The organism is Sphingobacterium psychroaquaticum (assembly GCF_900177625.1).
Taxonomy (GTDB): domain Bacteria; phylum Bacteroidota; class Bacteroidia; order Sphingobacteriales; family Sphingobacteriaceae; genus Sphingobacterium; species Sphingobacterium psychroaquaticum.
Window position 1 is genome coordinate 47,178 of sequence record NZ_FXAU01000002.1, and the last position, 18,133, is coordinate 65,310.

At 37.4% G+C, this 18,133-nt stretch carries 13 protein-coding genes; 5 read left to right on the forward strand and 8 right to left on the reverse strand.

Features of this window, described 5'->3' with window-relative positions:
• Positions 1 to 131: 131 nt before the first annotated feature.
• Together B9Y69_RS05590 and B9Y69_RS05595 are read right to left on the reverse strand one after the other, a co-directional pair.
• Positions 132 to 296, reverse strand: coding sequence for a PTS sugar transporter subunit IIBC (locus B9Y69_RS05590; protein WP_085472049.1), 165 nt, complete (start codon positions 294 to 296; stop codon positions 132 to 134).
• Between the two features lie 5 nt (positions 297 to 301).
• A complete protein-coding gene (locus B9Y69_RS05595; protein ID WP_200811757.1) occupies positions 302 to 1,771 on the reverse strand; it encodes a recombinase family protein in 1,470 nt (489 codons plus the stop codon).
• Between the two features lie 273 nt (positions 1,772 to 2,044).
• On the opposite strand from B9Y69_RS05595, the gene B9Y69_RS05600 reads away from it, so the two are divergent.
• Positions 2,045 to 3,811 carry a hypothetical protein gene (locus tag B9Y69_RS05600; protein WP_159451820.1) on the forward strand — a complete coding sequence of 589 codons (1,767 nt, stop codon included), beginning with the start codon at positions 2,045 to 2,047 and terminating at the stop codon, positions 3,809 to 3,811.
• Between the two features lie 27 nt (positions 3,812 to 3,838).
• On the opposite strand, the gene B9Y69_RS05605 is transcribed toward B9Y69_RS05600, so the two are convergent.
• Both B9Y69_RS05605 and B9Y69_RS05610 read right to left on the reverse strand, forming a co-directional pair.
• A complete protein-coding gene (locus B9Y69_RS05605) occupies positions 3,839 to 5,488 on the reverse strand; it encodes a DUF4209 domain-containing protein (protein ID WP_085472051.1) in 1,650 nt (549 codons plus the stop codon).
• 7 nt (positions 5,489 to 5,495) lie between these two features.
• Entirely contained in the window at positions 5,496 to 5,825 is a 330-nt protein-coding gene (locus tag B9Y69_RS05610; RefSeq protein ID WP_085472052.1) for a hypothetical protein, read from the reverse strand.
• 457 nt (positions 5,826 to 6,282) lie between these two features.
• On the opposite strand from B9Y69_RS05610, the gene B9Y69_RS05615 reads away from it, so the two are divergent.
• The 4 genes from B9Y69_RS05615 to B9Y69_RS05630 all read left to right on the forward strand — a co-directional run bounded on the left by B9Y69_RS05615 (position 6,283) and on the right by B9Y69_RS05630 (position 13,942).
• Positions 6,283 to 9,507: a hypothetical protein gene (locus B9Y69_RS05615; RefSeq protein ID WP_085472053.1), complete on the forward strand. Its 3,225-nt coding sequence runs from the start codon at positions 6,283 to 6,285 to the stop codon at positions 9,505 to 9,507.
• 69 nt (positions 9,508 to 9,576) lie between these two features.
• The gene (locus B9Y69_RS05620; protein WP_085472054.1) at positions 9,577 to 11,496 is read left to right on the forward strand and encodes an AAA family ATPase; all 1,920 of its coding nucleotides are present in this window, start codon (positions 9,577 to 9,579) and stop codon (positions 11,494 to 11,496) included.
• Positions 11,493 to 12,674 (forward strand): HNH endonuclease, encoded by a 1,182-nt coding sequence (locus B9Y69_RS05625; protein ID WP_085472055.1) that lies wholly within the window; start codon positions 11,493 to 11,495, stop codon positions 12,672 to 12,674. Before B9Y69_RS05620 ends, B9Y69_RS05625 begins: the two co-directional genes overlap by 4 nt.
• Positions 12,675 to 12,973: 299 nt before the next feature.
• Positions 12,974 to 13,942 carry a TraB/GumN family protein gene (locus B9Y69_RS05630; protein ID WP_234991113.1) on the forward strand — a complete coding sequence of 323 codons (969 nt, stop codon included), beginning with the start codon at positions 12,974 to 12,976 and terminating at the stop codon, positions 13,940 to 13,942.
• A gap of 81 nt (positions 13,943 to 14,023) precedes the next feature.
• Here B9Y69_RS05630 and pdxR read toward each other — a convergent pair whose 3' ends face one another.
• The 4 genes from pdxR to B9Y69_RS05650 form a co-directional block, all read right to left on the reverse strand.
• Positions 14,024 to 15,451, reverse strand: coding sequence for a MocR-like pyridoxine biosynthesis transcription factor PdxR (pdxR, locus tag B9Y69_RS05635; RefSeq protein ID WP_085472056.1), 1,428 nt, complete (start codon positions 15,449 to 15,451; stop codon positions 14,024 to 14,026).
• A 104-nt stretch (positions 15,452 to 15,555) separates the two neighbouring features.
• Positions 15,556 to 16,401 carry a Cof-type HAD-IIB family hydrolase gene (locus B9Y69_RS05640; RefSeq protein WP_144036515.1) on the reverse strand — a complete coding sequence of 282 codons (846 nt, stop codon included), beginning with the start codon at positions 16,399 to 16,401 and terminating at the stop codon, positions 15,556 to 15,558.
• Positions 16,402 to 16,414: 13 nt separating this feature from the next.
• Positions 16,415 to 17,701 (reverse strand): glutamate-1-semialdehyde 2,1-aminomutase, encoded by a 1,287-nt coding sequence (hemL, locus tag B9Y69_RS05645; RefSeq protein ID WP_085472058.1) that lies wholly within the window; start codon positions 17,699 to 17,701, stop codon positions 16,415 to 16,417.
• A gap of 2 nt (positions 17,702 to 17,703) precedes the next feature.
• Entirely contained in the window at positions 17,704 to 18,132 is a 429-nt protein-coding gene (locus B9Y69_RS05650; RefSeq protein ID WP_134430856.1) for a nucleoside triphosphate pyrophosphohydrolase family protein, read from the reverse strand.
• Position 18,133 lies beyond the last annotated feature (1 nt).

Below are 18,133 nucleotides of genomic sequence, written 5' to 3' on the forward strand. Positions count from 1 at the left end.
AGACTGTTGCGACCCTGTCATTTATAGTTCGAATTTTAGATTCAAAATTTGCGTGAACTTTAGCCTTGAATCTTCTGAAAAACTGTCGCTGCCTTCTGTTTAGAGTGTTTTTCAAGCAGTTCGATATCCTCTTAAGGTTCTGATGTTTCCACTTTCTTTGGCTCTTTGTGATTCTTTGATATTAGATAGAGAAAGTCTAATATTAAAGTAGCTTGGTCTTCGTCAACATGGATACCATTTTGTGTCAATATATCAATTGCCTGTTTGATAGAAACCCTTTTGTCTATAAAGTTCATCTTTATTATTTTAATATCTGTTTTTTTGTTAATAATATTTTTGATAATGCGCTGTTTAGTCCCAGTGTCATGTTGCCTGTTTTGAAATCGACCTTGAGCGGCGGGATCAGATTGACAAGATGCTTTTTGTCGGATAAATCCAAGCTTGAAAAACCTTGGAAAATATTTAAAAATGATTTTGGTCCTATTTGGCTTTGTCGGTCAATGCTTTCTAATTTTCTATTAATATCCATCAATTCCCTTCGCAGGCATTTGGCATTAGCTTCAAACTCCCTTTTTAAATTACTGTAATCATCAGGTTTCAGAGCGCCGACTACGAACAGCTTCCGGGCTTGAGACATAATTGATTCCTGTTCGTTTAGTTTTCTTACCGCAAGATTTCTGTGCTGTACATGTACCGTTTTGCGGGTATTCGTATTCCAATCTTCTAAGATGAGACCAAAAAGATCAGATACTTTATCTGAAAGTATTAACCGCTGAAGTTCGTGTTGGTAACAATCATTGAGTAAGGTAGCATTAATCCTCGTTTTGCATCTTCCATGACAATGATAGTACGGATATCTCTTCGTTGAACCTCTGGAAAAGCTTCCGCTGAGCTTTCTTTTACAATAGGGACATTCCAGGACTCCTCGCAAAAAGAATGTGGTTTTTAGCAATTCGTCTTTGGCATTAACTTTCCTCTTTGTTGTGATAATGCGCTGAACCTCGTAAAATAGTGCTTCGGATATTATCGGGTCATGTGTTCCCTTTACAAGATCACATTCTCCGGAATTGAGTTTTACGGGAATGAGGCCACAGTAAATGGGACTGCGTATAAGCCTAAAGAAATATGACCTTGAACATATCAATCCCTTATCATGAGCCATATTCCGAACTTCCTCAATTTTATGGATGTTCTTGGCAAGTTGTTGGAAGACCCATCTTAAAATATTTGCTTCTGGTTGCTTCAGGGCGATAATTTTCTTTCCTTCTATTGTTGTTACATTGATATAGCCTAAAGGTGCCTTGTTTGGATACCTGCCCATCAATTTTGCCCGGCGGATACCGGCTGCCGTATTCAAAGCTCTTCTGCTGTTTTCGGCTTCCGGTACGGATAGGTAAACGGCAAGCATGACCGTACTTTCAGGTACCGAAAGATCCAAAGGCTGATCAATGGCCATTGCTGTTGTCCTGTATTTCCGAAGTAGACCAAGCATCTCATAAGCATATTCAATGTTCCGGCTAAATCGATCCCATTTAATGAAAAGTATATGTCTGTCTTCTTTTGATGACTTGTTTTTGATGACTGTCATCAACTTTTTCCATTCAGGCCGATTGAAGGTCTTGGCCGAGAAATCTTCACGATAAATACCTTTGACTTTGATATTGTTGTACTCACAATATTTCAATAAGCGATCCTCTTGTTCTGGCAAGGAGTACCCTTTTCTTTTTTGCTCATCCGTACTTACACGGATATATAGATAAGCTGTTTTCATATAAATAATGTATTTGTTGATTTTCAGTTTTTTAACAAAGATTGTTGGGACATTAATAAAGAAACGCCGTTGTTAAGCTTACACATTTTTAATCCTTTTCTCTATCGAAAATTCATATAGTTCAGAATCGCAAAAAAATGAAGTTTACTTACTCGAAAAGATTTAATAAATCTATTAGCTTATAGTCAAAAATCTCTAAGCTATTAAGTAAATAGGTGTTAATAAAATGAGAGCTTGCACTAGATTGATATGCCTAACTTTGTAATAATGAATATGAAAGAACTAACAAAAGACAGAGCAACAGCGATTGCGAATGAGCTCAAATCCATTATAAGAAAATATGATCACCGGAGTTTCACAGCTCATATTGCTTATCTGGCCAATCATCACGTTCGACAAGCTACGGGGCAGATTAACCTCCGCTCACCCGTTCGTCAGCTGATGTATCTTGTTAGTCTTTATCATGCCACCGAAATTGGGGGAAAAGAGCTTTATGCAGCAGGAACTAAAGATCACAGAACTATCATTCGTTTGTTGAACGAAATAGAAAAAGGATATGGCTATGAATCTGAGCGTCTAAAAAAAGGTGGGATGTCTCAGGAAGAAATTAACCGTATGCTCATTACAAAGGGAACATTTCTTAATTATTACCTTAACGCCACTCTGTCATATGTAGAGCAGGATATAGAAAGGATCAAACGAACCTTTCAACACCATCAAGAACATATTCTGTCAGAAACAGCACTTTCTCTAAACGATTATATCAATTTTTATATTTTGCTTACTACTATGGAAATCGAACGGTCAAAGCGCTATCAGGCAGATGATGATTCTGTGCTAAGGTCATTAAAGTCTGGAAAAAGCTTCACCTCACTTTCTGAACATCAGAAAATGCATCTTCTGGACCTTACAGATAAGAAGGTGTTTGATATGGCCATTCCTATGGCTGAACTTTACAAAGTTGCGGATACGGAGAAGGCTAAGCTTTTCATGGCCTACTTTACATTGTTGAGGAACGAGAATGTAGACTATCTATATTACACCGATGAATGCCCATATCTGCGCAGGCCTATCTTAGTCATGGATGGTGAAAGCATATTGATGATCTATTCTAAGCAATTGATTAATGCCATCTACGAGTTCCTTTATGATATATGCAATCATGCCAATGCCCCAGGAAGAAAGATTTCCGAGAGGCGAGATCTGTATCTGGAAGAAAAGACAACAGAGGTCTTTCGGGATTTTTTTGGTCCAGATGCAGAATTCAACCGCTCCTATTATGTAAATAATAATGAAAAGGACCTATTGATATTACATAATAGGACTGCTTATGTTATCGAATGCAAGGCACACAGACAACGAACGCCGCTTCGAGATCCGGTAAGAGCTTATGATCGTATCAAGGATGATTTTCAAAAATCAATAGGGAGTGGTTATTCGCAGGCGAGTGAAGTTGAAACACTATTTCTTAGCAATGATTTATTCACATTGAAAAACAAATCAAAAAAAATCATAGCAACGATTGATGCTGCAGACTTTGATGAGGTCTTCACCATTGTAGTCACTCAGGAGCGCCTTGGGCAAATACAATGTGATCTGGGGCTTTTGTTGCAATTGCCACAGGATCGTCCGTATCCCTGGGCAGTATGCATAAATGATTTGGAAAGCTTTTTAATAACCCTTAAGCGAAAAGATAATCATATTCAAGGCTTTACCGAATTCCTGCTCTCTAGGGAACTACTGCATGAACGGTTAATTTGCTATGACGAGTTGGAGCTTTGTGCCTATTTTTTATTTGATAATGAAGAGTTTACTAGGAACTGCTCAAAGGAAGGTGTCTTTTTTTCCCAGCCTGACATGAACAATTTTTTTGATTTGTTCTACTATAAAGGTTTTGGCTTCAAGGATGAACTCAATCTTTCCGAAAAGTTGAAACGACATAATATTTATGAGGAGTCCGTCACAACTTTTCACAAACTCCGTCCAGCAGATCGAATCAGAGAATATATACAGGCTAGAGCAGAAGGAGGAAATGAATGAGGGGATCTGCGAAGTTTTTTCAAAAAGCTATTGTTTTATTCCTGGAAAAATCAACTTGGTTTGTAAGATCATTTTTAAACAGAGCCACCAGGTATATTGCCCATACTTATGAACGAGGGTAGTTTCCATTAATCCATGCAGTAATTCATTCCGAAAATTAGCATTATTATTATCAACAAGAAAACTGTTCAGTTCCTCGATGATATCCTCAGTAGCCAGAGGACGGATTTTTGTGATTAAACCTCCCAAAAGATTTTCCAAGTGAAACCTTTTGTCGTAAGTAGTGACAATGATATCGTTTGTAACCGCTAAATGCCTGAGGCTGTTTTCCAATTGAGGAATAAGCAAGTGGGCAGCGGTAACAAAATCGTTCTGAAAACCTGCTGTAAGTCCTAAACAATAGTCATGCATCCTGTCTTCAGGAACAAAAGGACTTTTTGTGTCAATTAAAAGTTGCATCACCATTGCTTTATTCATATCAATATATCCGTCCAGTGTACCTTTGATGAAATAAATATAGGCCATCAGTTTTTCCCGCATATAAGTCCGGGCATTACCGGCATAACTATCGGTAATATCCTGAGCAGCCACCTGTGCACCTTTTTTTGTGACTTTAACCTGTTCAGAAAGAAAGCGTTCCAGCCCCATTGAGGATTCCTTATCACGTTGCGCAATTTCCTCAACAGCAACTTTTGAAATCAGCGGAAGATTTACCAGAGTATGGTAAGCCAGATTGGAGCTTTGCAGATTCAAATTCAGGACGTTTTTATGAATGGCATCTATATCAATTTCTGGTATCATTCGCACACCGCTTGCCTGCAATGTCCGAAAAATCTCCAGTTGAAACCTTACAACTTTTCTTTCAAGCCTATCTTTTAATTTCTGGCATCCACCTGCAGATGCGATTAATTTGAACCCCTTTAAATAGACCGCAGATATTGTAGGGTAGAAAGTATTGGGCTGCATTTCTGATACGTCTTGATCTCCTTCTGCTTCGTAATTTTCTGCCATTCTTATATTGCACTGATTTTTGTCTAACATACCAATGAGCTGCAATGACCTTATGCAAAATCTTGCAGACCGAAAATCTTTGGTTGAAAGGAAGTGCTTTATTTTTTCTTCAAGGAATTGACTAAACTCGGTTTGGCATCTGTTCTCTCCATAAACGAAGATTAATTCTATTAAAATAAGCTGTTGAAAGTAGGCTGAAGTACAGGTAAATAGTTGCTCTTTTACCTGATCTAATATTTCTTCGAGTTGATCTTTGAAAAATGCCTTTGCGTATTTGACCAGCGCAATGGCACGGACTAGGTAATTTACCTCTTTGGTCGCTGAATAGACATGCATATAGGCTTCATGGGCGGAATTGATATAAGCTTTGATGTTCTTTTTATTCAGGGTTAACATCACGTCAAACCATCTGGCTAAAACTTCTTTATTTTCAACACCTCGAATGAGAGCTGCATCATTAAACAGCTGAACTTCATTTTCAGTAAAATATGCTTTCAACTCCTTCTCTTCACAATGTAATAAATCAACTTTGAGAAGTTTCAAAATGATCTTTAATATTTCCTGATGTTCGGGCTGATCATATTGTTGTTTCCAAAGCAATTGCCTTAAATCAAAACCATAGATGTTATCCTCAACTAATAATCTAGAATCAGCAAAATTTCCCATGTAGTGCTTATTTTTGATTATTTAGGAACATCTCAACACGGAATAACTCGTCTTGTACATCTTGCTTAAAGTTGCGGATGTAATCCGAGTATTCAGAGGGTGCACCTTTTACGGGCCTTCTCCGTCTGGCAACCCTGTAACTTTCGGCCTGTTTCCAGCCGGTTTGCTCTAAATTGTGCCGATAATTCCCCATTACATATTCAGCAGTTTTACCGCCTTCCAGATGGTATTCCTCTTTCCTCAATGTCTCTAGCTCGCTGAAATACCTTTCATCTCTACTGTAGCTTTCAATCTTTGCCAGCGTTTTTTTAAGTCTTTCTAATTTTTCTTCTGTCATTATAGTTGCGTTTAATTTATATAAAGATATGAATTCGCGACGATAGTATTTGAAAGAGGAGCTGGCTTTGAATAAGCCCAGATCATTAATTGTCAAGGTTTTTCTGAATTCATCAAATTATATTCAAGGAAATAGGATTCTTTGAAAATTAATGTCAGTACGTTATTGAGCAATGCATAGTTAGAGCATGTTATCTTGGAGAGTAGAAAGGCAAACAGAACACTTTGCTGTGGTTGATACAGTACCATAATATGGAAATAGAAATTCTGTACCCTAAACTTCTTTAGAGAGGACGGAAAGCCCGAGATGCGAGGAGAGTTCCTAAAATAATCTTATGCTTAATCCAACGTTGAGCGGCAAATGTTTTTGGTTAGACCGCAAAATCATAATGCCGGTTAAGTAAGTCTTTTTATGTATTTTTATGACAATAAAAATATTGATTAAAGTAGCTTGATTAATGGATAAAAATAGTTTTCCAACACCTTCTCAATTCTATCGAAAGCAACGACCAGAATACTTTTCAGATTCTAAAACTATAGCTAAAGTTGTACTTCCAAAGGAGCAGTTAGATTTCATTCTTTCGCAAATTTCAACAAATCAAAAACATGATAATTTTGAAACGCTCTGTACCAAACTTGCTGAAAAATTGATTATTCCCAACTTAATTCCTCAAGTAGGGCCAACGGGCGGAGGAGATGGAAAGACAGATTCAGAGACTTATCCAGTATCAAGTTTTATTTCGGATCGCTGGTTTGTCGGTGAAAACAAATGGAACGAGAATGAGAACTGGGCTTTCGCAATTAGTGCCAAATCAGAATGGAAATCAAAAGTTAAATCCGATGTAAAGAAGATTATTGACACTAAGCGTGGTTATACTAAAATATTCTTTTTTTCCAATCAGAAAATATCAAGTAAAAATAAAAAGGATGTTCAAGACGGGGTCAAGAGGGATTACGGAATCGAATTAGTCATTTTGGATGCCGAATGGATATTGGAAAAGGTATATGGCGACAACCTGTTGAATATAGTCATCGAAACTTTAAATCTATCAATTGAATATTTACAAGAAGTTGTCTTAGGTCCATGGGATATCGAACGTAAAGCACAAATCAATGCGCTTGAAGAACGGATAAACAGTGCTGACCGACTAATGGAAGTGGATTTTGAATTGATAGAAGGTTGTTTGGAGAGCGCTATTCTCTCCAGAATGCTGGAACGGCCTAAAACTGAAGTTTTAGGTAGGTTCTCTCGAGCTTTAAAATTTTGTGAAAAGGTAAAGAATAAACCACAGGAAATTAGAGTTCGCTACCAATTGGCTTGGACACTCATAAATTGGTATGATGAATATAGTGATTTTTACAAAGAATATATTCAGATCAAACAGTTGGTTGCTGAAGAACCAAATCTATTGAGTATCGAACATTATTTTACCTTATCAAATATCCTAAGGACAATTTCTACACTTGAAGATATTGATGAGATGGTAAAAATAGATTATGAACTCGAGGAGCGTAATTTGAAATCCGTTTTACAGGCATGTGCTTCTGATTCAAGAAAGCCTGCAACCGGATTGCTTTCAAAATTTTACTTGTCTTTTATAGAGATTTTTAATTCAGAAATGAATGAAGAAGAGGTATCCCCAAACCTTGTTCGATTAAAAGAATATGTTGAGGTGAGTAGCGCCTACATTGATTTGCCTTTTTCCCAAATAAGGGAAACAATTCAAATGTTCGGAGAGATGTTGCCCGATGATTCAGACTATGATAGATTAATTGATTCTTTGGCAGAAGTCGAAGCTATAAGGGTTTCTGAGCTATCTTCCGGGCAGATGTACCTAAAAAGGGGAGTAACAAAGCTTGAGAACAATAATGCCCGTGAAAGCTTAATTTATTTTGGAAAGGCTTTTCGGAAGCTTGCTAAACCAGAATCCCAAGACGAGTTTTATTTCTGTTTAATGTTATTGAGCGAAGCATATACCAAATTAGATTTGCATTGGGCTTCGTATAATTCCCTTATTGCAGCGCTGAGCATATACACTAAAATATGGTATAATACAGGCAATTTAAATCCGAGATTTATTACTTGTGTTGAAGAGCTGTTGAAGAACCAAATTATTATCGGGCGTATTCCGATCATAATGTGTTGGTACGAACTTTATAACGTCGTTAAGGGATATTCACAAAATATTGATGGGACGACAGATGAACTTTCCGCTGGAAATCTGACCGATGCATGTCTATCCGTGAGATTATTGAATTTACCTTTTGATTTATTGGACCGATATACAACACTTCCAAGTGTTTTGGAAAGAAACCAGCTTTGGCTAAGTAATGATGCCTTATTATATATGCTGGGGCATGAAGATGCTATTGAACTAGACCCATCTAAAGTTCCATTGGTCAGGGAAGGTTTTCCTCACTATTTTAATAAATGGGCAAATCAACCTTTCAAACAGCAGATTGCTTATAATACGGATTTGATGTCTGAAAGCGTTACGAACTTGAAAACACATTTACTTGGAACCATTATCTCAGTTTTTGTGCCATCAGATACTTCTTTCTTAAAATTGGGGGAAACTATACTAGCCTACTTTGAATCCTATTTAGCGACGGCTTTTAATGATGTTTTTCCATTTACAGAATGTATTACGATTAACATATCCAGCTCAGAAGAGCTTACTGACTCGTTTGAGGTTTCAGGAACATCTAGTATAATTAAAGTAGTTATCAAAGTATCTTCTTTCTTTCCCAATAGAAAATTTGAAGATTTGATAAGAATTCTTTCTCCGGAAGTAATCGGTAAAAATTTTGCTATTCAGGATTATAAGGAGTTTTTTCAGAAGTTATATGAGAAGGATGAAGTAAATGAAAGACTATCCACTATTTTTCAGCATGATATCTTTTTGGATAATATATTGACAAATAGCCCTAAATTTTTTCAGAAAGATTGGATTTCAGAACGTACCAAGGAATATCCGAAGGTCAGGACGGTAAATCCCATCATCATAGATGAGGAAGTGAATACAGAGCATGATGATGAGGAAAGGGAAAATAAATTTGACAACGCCACTCACAGAACTATCAAGGCAGAAACTGTTATAAATTCGACTCTATGGGATAAGGCTACTTGGAGGGGGGTTGGCTTTTTCGCATTAGACATTCTACCACTTGGAATCTTCTTGGGATTTGAAAATGTAGAAGCTGCCAAGGAAATTTTTGAAGAGTGGATTACCATATTTGGCAAAGAGGATAAAAGTGATACTATTATGGTGTCAGTTATCAAAGGTATTGATAAGAACAACCCTTATTGGTATAAGGTCTTAATTTCAAAAAAAATGGATGAAGAACTTATGAAAAAAGGTCATCTTCTTTCCATTTCTTCACGCTTTCGTGTAATGGAAGCTGAAAATGATATAAATTTGAGGAATTTAACAGAAACATATAAAAAACACGGAAAATACCTTTTAGTGCCAGCGTTCTTAGACGATAGTTATCAACCCAAACCTTTTTTTAATCTAGGAATTTTAAAATCAGAATTAAAAATTATAAATGCTTGGGAGGTGGGACTTCATGATATTGAGAGAACAGCTATTACTGATGACGATGATCCAATCATACCCTCAGACCAACCCAACGCACCAATATTAGAAGTTCTTAAATTTAAGAGAAACAGACGTAAATAGTATTTTTTTAAATGATCAAATTTGACTCATCAGTTTGCACTACTTAAATATTAAATTAAAGTATTGAAAATGGAAATAAGATATATTTGGATAGCTGAATACCGCTCTATTATTGAAAATTTAAATGTGAATTTTCACCATAAGGGTGAACATTCCTTTAATTATTCTAATGGGACATTAGAATTAGTTAATAATATCCCAAGTGCTCTATCTTTTGGTGATAAGATAAAGGGCATTACAGCCATTGCTGGTAAAAACGGTAGTGGGAAAAGCAGTATTTGTGAAGTAATTCTAAACGCTGCCGCTACATATGTGAATGGCGGCTGGGGCTGGAATCACAAGTTTGAAGGAATTGTTTGTTACGGTAAAAGGATTTTTTATTCCAATGGAATTCAATTAAACAACGAGGATCAGCTAAAGCAAAATGGTTATGAACTAAAAGCGTTTGATGAGTCACCATTTGAAAAATTACCTGTAGATTGGCGACATGAATTCCACAAAGGAAGCTTTATTTATTATAGTAACGTCTTAGACTGGCGAAGTGATATTGACCTGACCAACTTAATAAATATTTCTACGCAGTATCTGCTTGGCAATGACTACAGGACTGGTACCTCAAAAGTGCCGAATTTTAGAAGACGTGATAATGTGCCGGATGTTTTGAATTCTTACTATAATGGACAAGGATATCGTAATACGAAGTTTTATCTTCAATTTTCTGAAATAATTCCTGGTGGTGCACCAACTGTTTTAATGCTGAAAAGCAACTATTCTGAACTCAATAAGTTTTTAAATTTCAGATCAATTGGAGAATATGAACAGTATAAATCCTTTGATAGTTTGGAACGTGACATAATAGCAGGGATTCAAAATTTTGACGGACCAATAAAACCTGGTCAAAATAGTATTGAAACAAACGTTGCTATGGCTAAAGAAGGTATGATGAACCTTTATCGGTTTAATCTTTTAATGGTCCAAGCGATAAATCAACAGCAATTTCCAGATATTGACCGGGCTACTAATTTTGCTTTAGGCATTACCGATGATTTTGACCTTTTTGCTAATCCGGAGGATGCAAAGTTGCTAATAGAAACACATCAGCAATTAGTTGCCAATGGTAATATTGCAGAAGTTTTCTCTCCATATTATTTACATGATCAATATCCTGATTTTAACTGGAAGTTTTTTATCATTGAGCATTTATGGATAGATAATACCGATGAAAATCGATCTTTATTAAAGCTATTTATGTCTCTGGAAGATAGTATATTACGTTATGATCAACCATACGTTAAACGTATTTCCGACTATTCACTTCATCCATGGACAAGCACAGGGGAAAGTTCGTACTATCTGTTTTTTTCAAGATTATATGATACCATAACTAGACTGGACATTGGTCATGACGACAGAACTGATCTTGTATTATTTATCGATGAAGGAGAGGTTGGATTTCACCCAGCATGGAAAAAGAAATACCTGAAATGGGTTATTGACTTTTTGAACGGACCTTATAACAAATATAACTTCCAAATTATTTTAACTACTCACAGTCCTTATATTTTGTCTGATTTATCGTCTGATCATACCATTTTGCTAAAGAGAGATGATGGGAATAAAACGGAGATTGTTCCATCAAAAGATTATAGAACATTTGGTGCTAATATAAATGAATTACTGGCAGATGCGTTCTTTTTAACAGACGGACAAATTGGTGAGTTTGCCAAGCATGAGATACAGAAAGTAATTAATAATCTAAACCAATGGCGTCAAATAAAAGATCAACTTCCTGCCGGACAAAATTTAGTAATAGAAGCCGGCCAAAAAGATAAATGCAGAGGAATTATTGATTTAATCGGAGATGTAATCGTTAGAAATAAGTTGGTTGAAATGTATATGGAGTTATTTGAGGAAGAAGGGATTGTTGATAACGAGATCTCTTTTTTGGAGTCCCGCTTAAAGCAATTAAAGGAAAGGAAACAAAGATGATATCATTGAAAGAGTCTAATCCGGATATTATAAATATTTCTAAAAAGCATTTCACTTATGTTAAGCCATATGTAAATAGTATGATCCTGTTCTACCTAGATCTTTTTAAACTCTTACCTACATTTTATGGCAAAAAAATAACAGATAAAAAAGTAATAGAGCAAATCCTGGCTATTAAACGAAAATATAGTATGGGACATTACAAGCGTTTGTTAAAATATCTATTGAAAGCAAAGACCCCATTGAAAAACGATGGTCATTTAAAATCATTTAAATTTACTAAAGACTTAAAGATAGCTGCTACGAAAAACGCCGATATAATTAAGGCTTTGAGTAGTTTATTGATACACTACGAAGAAATACTAAGTTTTGAAATTAATGGTAATGAGCCGCTAAAAGTTACGAAGTATCAATTATGGAAAAAGGAATACGAACCGATCCAATTTCTGTTAAACGGAATTTTTGATTATGAGGACTGGTTTCTAAATTTGGACACCTCAGAAATATGGGGACCTTATCAGCTGGCAAATACCTTAAATATTAGATCTTGTCCTTATTGTAATAGATCATATACACTTTCATTAACCGATTCTGAAGGTGTTAAAAAAGGACGGCCAGATTTTGATCACTTTCTCCCAAAAAGTTTGCACCCACTTTTGGCTTTATCTTTTTTCAATTTAGTTCCATCATGTAAAATGTGTAATGGCCCCAGTATAAAGTCTGGCAAACCTGTTGACTATGACACTCATTTAAACCCCTATGAGGATAATAAAAAACATGCGCTTATGAGGTTCACTTACTATCCTAATACTTATGAAGCATCAATAGGAATGACTGAAGATGTTGAGGTCGAATTAAAGTATGCAGGCGATGTAAATGACAAAGAATTAAAGAAAAAGGTAGAGGGTAATATATCTCTTTTTTATTTGGCGGAAACCTATCAACAGCACAGAGATATTGTTCAAGAAATTATTCGAAAAAGAACTATTTCAAATGATCGTTACATAGAGGAGTTGCAAAATACATATAGCCATTTTAATTTAACAATAGATGAAGCATATCGTTATGCTTTTGGCAATTATTACAAGGAAGAGGAGTTCCATAAGCGACCAACTGCCAAACTTACAAAAGATATAGCAATTGAAATGGGAGCGCTTATTAAAATTGAAAAATCTTAGACCTACTCTTTATTATAATAGCAAAATAGTTGGGAGTGCTATTCAATGTCAGTCTATGTTATTACTTTATCTGATAGAAAGTCATAACATAGACTGACTTTTCATTCGTTAACATCTATTTTAATCTTTAATGCGATTTTTTTATTTAACAAATCTGTTTTAAAAACGGAAAATGTCATCGTCTTCGGAGACCAATTTCCTTAGATCTTCTAAAAAATGGTTCGAAAATTGTCCCGACAAGACGACAAAAAAGCTCTAACGAAAGTTAGGGCTTTTTTCGTTTAAGGGGTTGGCAAGCGATGAGAACCGAGGTTCGATCCAAAGGAGGCTCAGGTCCTAGCGCGGGACGTGGGCGGCTGAGCCAATCCTGCCACCCCGACGAAAAAGCGGTAACGAAAGTTAGGGCTTTGCCTTTCACCTCTCATGCGCGATCACTATATTCGCTTATTATGAAGACACTCTCCGCCATCCTATTTGTATTGCTTTTTCAGACGACTTTTACTTTTAGTCAACAGAAAACCGAAATATACATCATTGGCAATATCCACGATAGCGTACCAAACTATCATCCGCAAATCCTGTTTAATATTCTAGACAAGGTGAAACCAGATATAATCCTACATGAGGTCGATAGCAAAGGAATGGAGGAATACATAAAAGAGGCAAACCCAAAGGGGAATGAGATCAAAGCGAGTAATCAGTATGTTCAGAAATACCCAAACACCAAACGACTACCTTTTGATTTTGAAGGCAGAAACCAGTACAGAAAGGATCTAGGTATGGTGCCCACAGATAATTTAACATTCCGACTAATCGACAAACTGTACAAGGAAGAGAAATTAAGCCCTACGGAGTCTAAAATTTATGAAGAATTCTCTCAGCTAACTAATCGGCTGATGAAAATTGCAGAAGGCCCCCCTGAACAATTCAACAACAGTAAAACAGATAAAATTGCAAAGGAAAGGCAAACCGCTCAATATCACCGTGGCTTATTGAAAATCGTTAACCAACGAACAGAGTTCAAAGAAAATTATGTAACAAAGCCCAATCAAGAAACAATCAGCTACCAAGATGGCTATGCCCTGATGTGCGATTTTTGGGACACACGAAACAAAACCATGGCGAAGAACATATTCGATATCGCCAATACACATAAAGGACAAACAATCGTGGTGCTCACAGGATTTCTCCATCGCTATTACCTGATCGAACAGCTAAAGAAATTGAACAAGGGCAGTTATACGATTAAAGAGTTTTACCAATTGTAACCACCCTCCTTTTGGCAGACCTAATTTTAAGTAAAACGCTATCAATCCACTGCCCCCCCTTTCTATAATACTAAAACAACATTAAGAAAGACAATTCGCTAAAACCTTAATACCAAACCTAAGTTCATCACGTGTCAGCGCGCCAAAGCCAATTCGTATACCGCCCGACTCATTATAAATCCCATAGCGAGCCGGTGTAAAAAGTTTCACGCTATTCGTTTCAAGCTTATGGCTCAACTCCTCCCAATTTACCACTCCTGAAGGCACCAACCAAAAAGCAAGTCCTCCACTTGGCGTTGCATACGTCACCTTTTCCCGCAGATATTCCTCAATAAGATCTTCCACAAAATCCCGTTTATCACGATAATAAGAAGACACTTTCCTAAGATGTCTTTTTATAGTACCATCATTAATCAACTGTAAAACGGCCTGTTCCATAATACCATCCCCCTGCACGTCAATCAGTTTACGAAGAGCTCCTATTTTCTTCACTAAATCATTATCGTTAGCAGCTAAATATCCGATACGCAATGCGGGAGCCACCACTTTACTCATCGTACCGATATACACATACTTACGAAGCTCAGCCAAACTAGATAATGGCAATAAGGGACGAGAATCATAATGAAACTCATTGTCATAATCATCTTCAATAATCGTAAAACCATAAACATTGGATAGCCGAACTAACTCAACTCTTCGCTTAAGCGTCATTGTTACGGTCGTTGGATACTGGTGATGTGGTGTCGTATAGAGCGCTTTAATCTGCACGCCATTTTCTAAATGATTCCGCAACTCATCCACAACAAGACCGTCAGAATCTACCGGAATGTGCAACAGTGCGGCACCAGCATTCTCAAACACCCGCCAAGCATCAGTATAACCGGGGTATTCAACCGCGACAAGATCCCCTTTATCAAGCAGGCATTGACTAACTAAGTACATCGCCATTTGGCTACCTCTAGTAATACAAATCATATGTCTATTCACCTGCATTCCACGCACGTGATTTAACTTCTGAACAATCGCCCGAATAAAGTCGGGATGTCCGAACTCACTCGCATACCCCATAAGATGCCAGCGTGCTTCTCGATTAAAAATTTCACGGTAAGCACGTGCCAGCTCGACCACTGGTGCTATTTTTGTATCCGGATAACCATCATCAAAATTTGTCCGATATTTTTTTGGAGCATCCTTATTTTCTGCAACATCTTCCAATACTTTCGTAGAAGATCTAGAGAATCTAGGCAAGGAATAAGAAACGAATGTACCTATCCGTTCTTTAGAAACGATCCACTCCTCGTTCACTAAAACAACGAGAGCTTCCACAATGGTATTGCGGTTGACCTTAAACATCCGCGCTAAAGTCCGACTACCAGGCAATGCATCACCTGCTTGCAAGCGGCCGGCATAGATTTCGGCAATGATCACATCTGCGATTTGAAGATACACAGCCTTTTTTTCAGCTGAATAATCAAAATGAATTTCAATATTCCACGGTCTCAACATCTCACCTATTACTTTGAATACACACAATATTAGCTTGGTAATTTATTATGACAACACAAACATAACAGCTCATAACACACTGTCTGTATTACAGTTAATTAAATTCAACCTAGTCCAGAAAACTCATCCGCTATAATTTTTGGAGAAATTAAACCAAACTGAATCAAGGCGTTTAAAACACCATCTTCATCAACAGAACCCGTTACATATTTAGTTTGATCTTTAATCCATTGTGCCGCATTCCCCATAGCAACACCATACTCAACAAACAATAACATCTTCAAATCATTCCCTCCATCACCAAATGCAACCGTTTTTTGTCGGTCGATACCATAATAGTCCAGCATTACTTGAACACCCGAGGCTTTGTTGAATTCCATATTATTTACATCCGCAAATAACTCATGCCACCTTGTAAATTCACAGTTTGGCATGACTTGCTCAGCAAGTTCCTTCTCTTCTTCAGCATCAATGTACAACGTAATCTGAAGGACATCTTCATCTAAAATTTCCTCCAGCGGCACTTCTATTGGAAATGCAACATTTGTATGCACAAAGTGAAACTTAACTTTATCATTTAAATTATACGCAAACATTCCCGCCTCCGTCGTGTAGGCAAAAGCAAATGGGCCATTCCCCGCCTTCAAATAATCAACAAGCTGTTGAATGTCTCTTTTAGGTACCATACCATGTGACAACACTATCCCATTCGCATCCATACAACATGCACCATTCGAACTGATAAACCCATCAAAAGGAAAATCTACCACCTCCCTGATCTGATTTATCGAGCGCCCGCTGGCAGCAAAGACGAATACGCCATTTTTCCGTAGTTCATATAACGCGTTAATTACTAAAGGTGAAATAGTATGCGTCTTGAAACTCAATAATGTTCCATCTATATCAAAAAAAGCAGCTTTAATCATTTCATTCGTATATAATAAATCCAATAATTATCAACGTTTAAAACTGACGAATCGTCAAATCAACGGCCTCCAACGTGCGGTCGAGATCATTAAAAGACAAAGCATCAGAGAGAAACCATGTTTCATAAGAAGATGGAGGTAGATAAATACCGTTTTTCAACATTCCGTTAAAAAAACGCGTGAACATATCATTTGCTGCAGCATGAGCGGTTTCAAAATTCGTAATCTTACCTCTGCAAAAGAAAATAGAGCACATCGACCCCGCTCTATTGATCGTAAAATCAATATTATACTTTCTAAACAAGGCGGTCATTCCATCTTCAAGATATTGACCTTTCCTCTCCAATCTTTCGTAAACAGTCCCATCTTCCGTTATTGCCCGCAACATTTCATACCCCGCAGCCATGGCTAATGGATTACCAGACAGCGTGCCAGCTTGATAAACCGCCCCTACGGGAGCCAGTTCATTCATTATGTCACTTTTAGCAGCAAATGCGCCAACAGGCAAGCCTCCCCCTACAATCTTCCCAAACACCACGATATCCGCTAACACTTTAAAATACTCTTGCGCTCCTCCCTTAGCCAATCGAAACCCAGTCATCACTTCATCAAAAATGAGCAAAGCCTCATAATGCGTACAAATATTCCTCAACCCCTTAAGAAATCCGTTATCAGGCGGAACACATCCCATATTTCCAGCCACAGGTTCTACTATAACCGCTGCTATTTCGCCTTTAAATTTCCGAAAGAGCGAACGCACGCTCTCCAAATCGTTATAGGAAGCCAATAGCGTGTCGACAGTTGCGCTTTCCGTAACGCCAGCACTTGACGCGATACCTAAAGTCGAAAGCCCACTTCCTCCAGCAATTAAGAATCCGTCGGCATGACCGTGGTAGCATCCCGCAAATTTTATGATTTTACGCTTTCCAACGTATCCCCTGGCCAATCTCACGGCACTCATGGCAGCTTCTGTGCCAGAATTCACAAAGCGTATCTTCTCAATACCGGGAACCATGGATACCGCTAACTGAGCAATTTGGCTTTCCATAGTCGTCGGTGCGCCAAAAGAGGTGCCCAGTTTAGCTTTATCGATTATTGCCTGAATCACCGGAGGGAATGCATGTCCATATAACATCGGTCCCCATGAGTTCACATAATCAATATATTCATTTCCATCTTCATCATATAGATATGCTCCTTTCCCCCGTTTGATAAAAACAGGAACCCCATCGACATTTTTAAACGCCCTTACCGGCGAATTTACTCCACCTGGAATATAACACTGGGCATGACGAAATAACTCAGAACTTCTTGTATAGTGCATGTTTAGTATAATTTACCGTGTAACCTAGGACGACCTCTGTTGTACATGAGCTTCGTCCATATATGTTGTTCAATATCAATCTCCATTGCACCAGCAAGATCAAACAAGCGAATCATGGCATCCGTTATTTCATCCTCAAAAGTATCTTTTACGAGATCTAAAAAGATTTGAGAAACTAAACGATAATGGTGGTCCACACCAAATTCTTCCAAACAATATCCCGCTCGTTCCAAAGCCTGCTCAAATTCTTCAAATTTTACATGTCTTCCTTTTCGATCCGCCTCCAACGCTTCGCCGAGTTCGCTGGTAATCAACATAAGGGCCTCCCCGATATTCAGCTCTTTATCCCAAAAACCCTTTTTTTGGTTATCTTCAAATATTCTTCGAGCTAATTGATTTAACCCAGGTATGACTATTTCTTTATTTTCCATC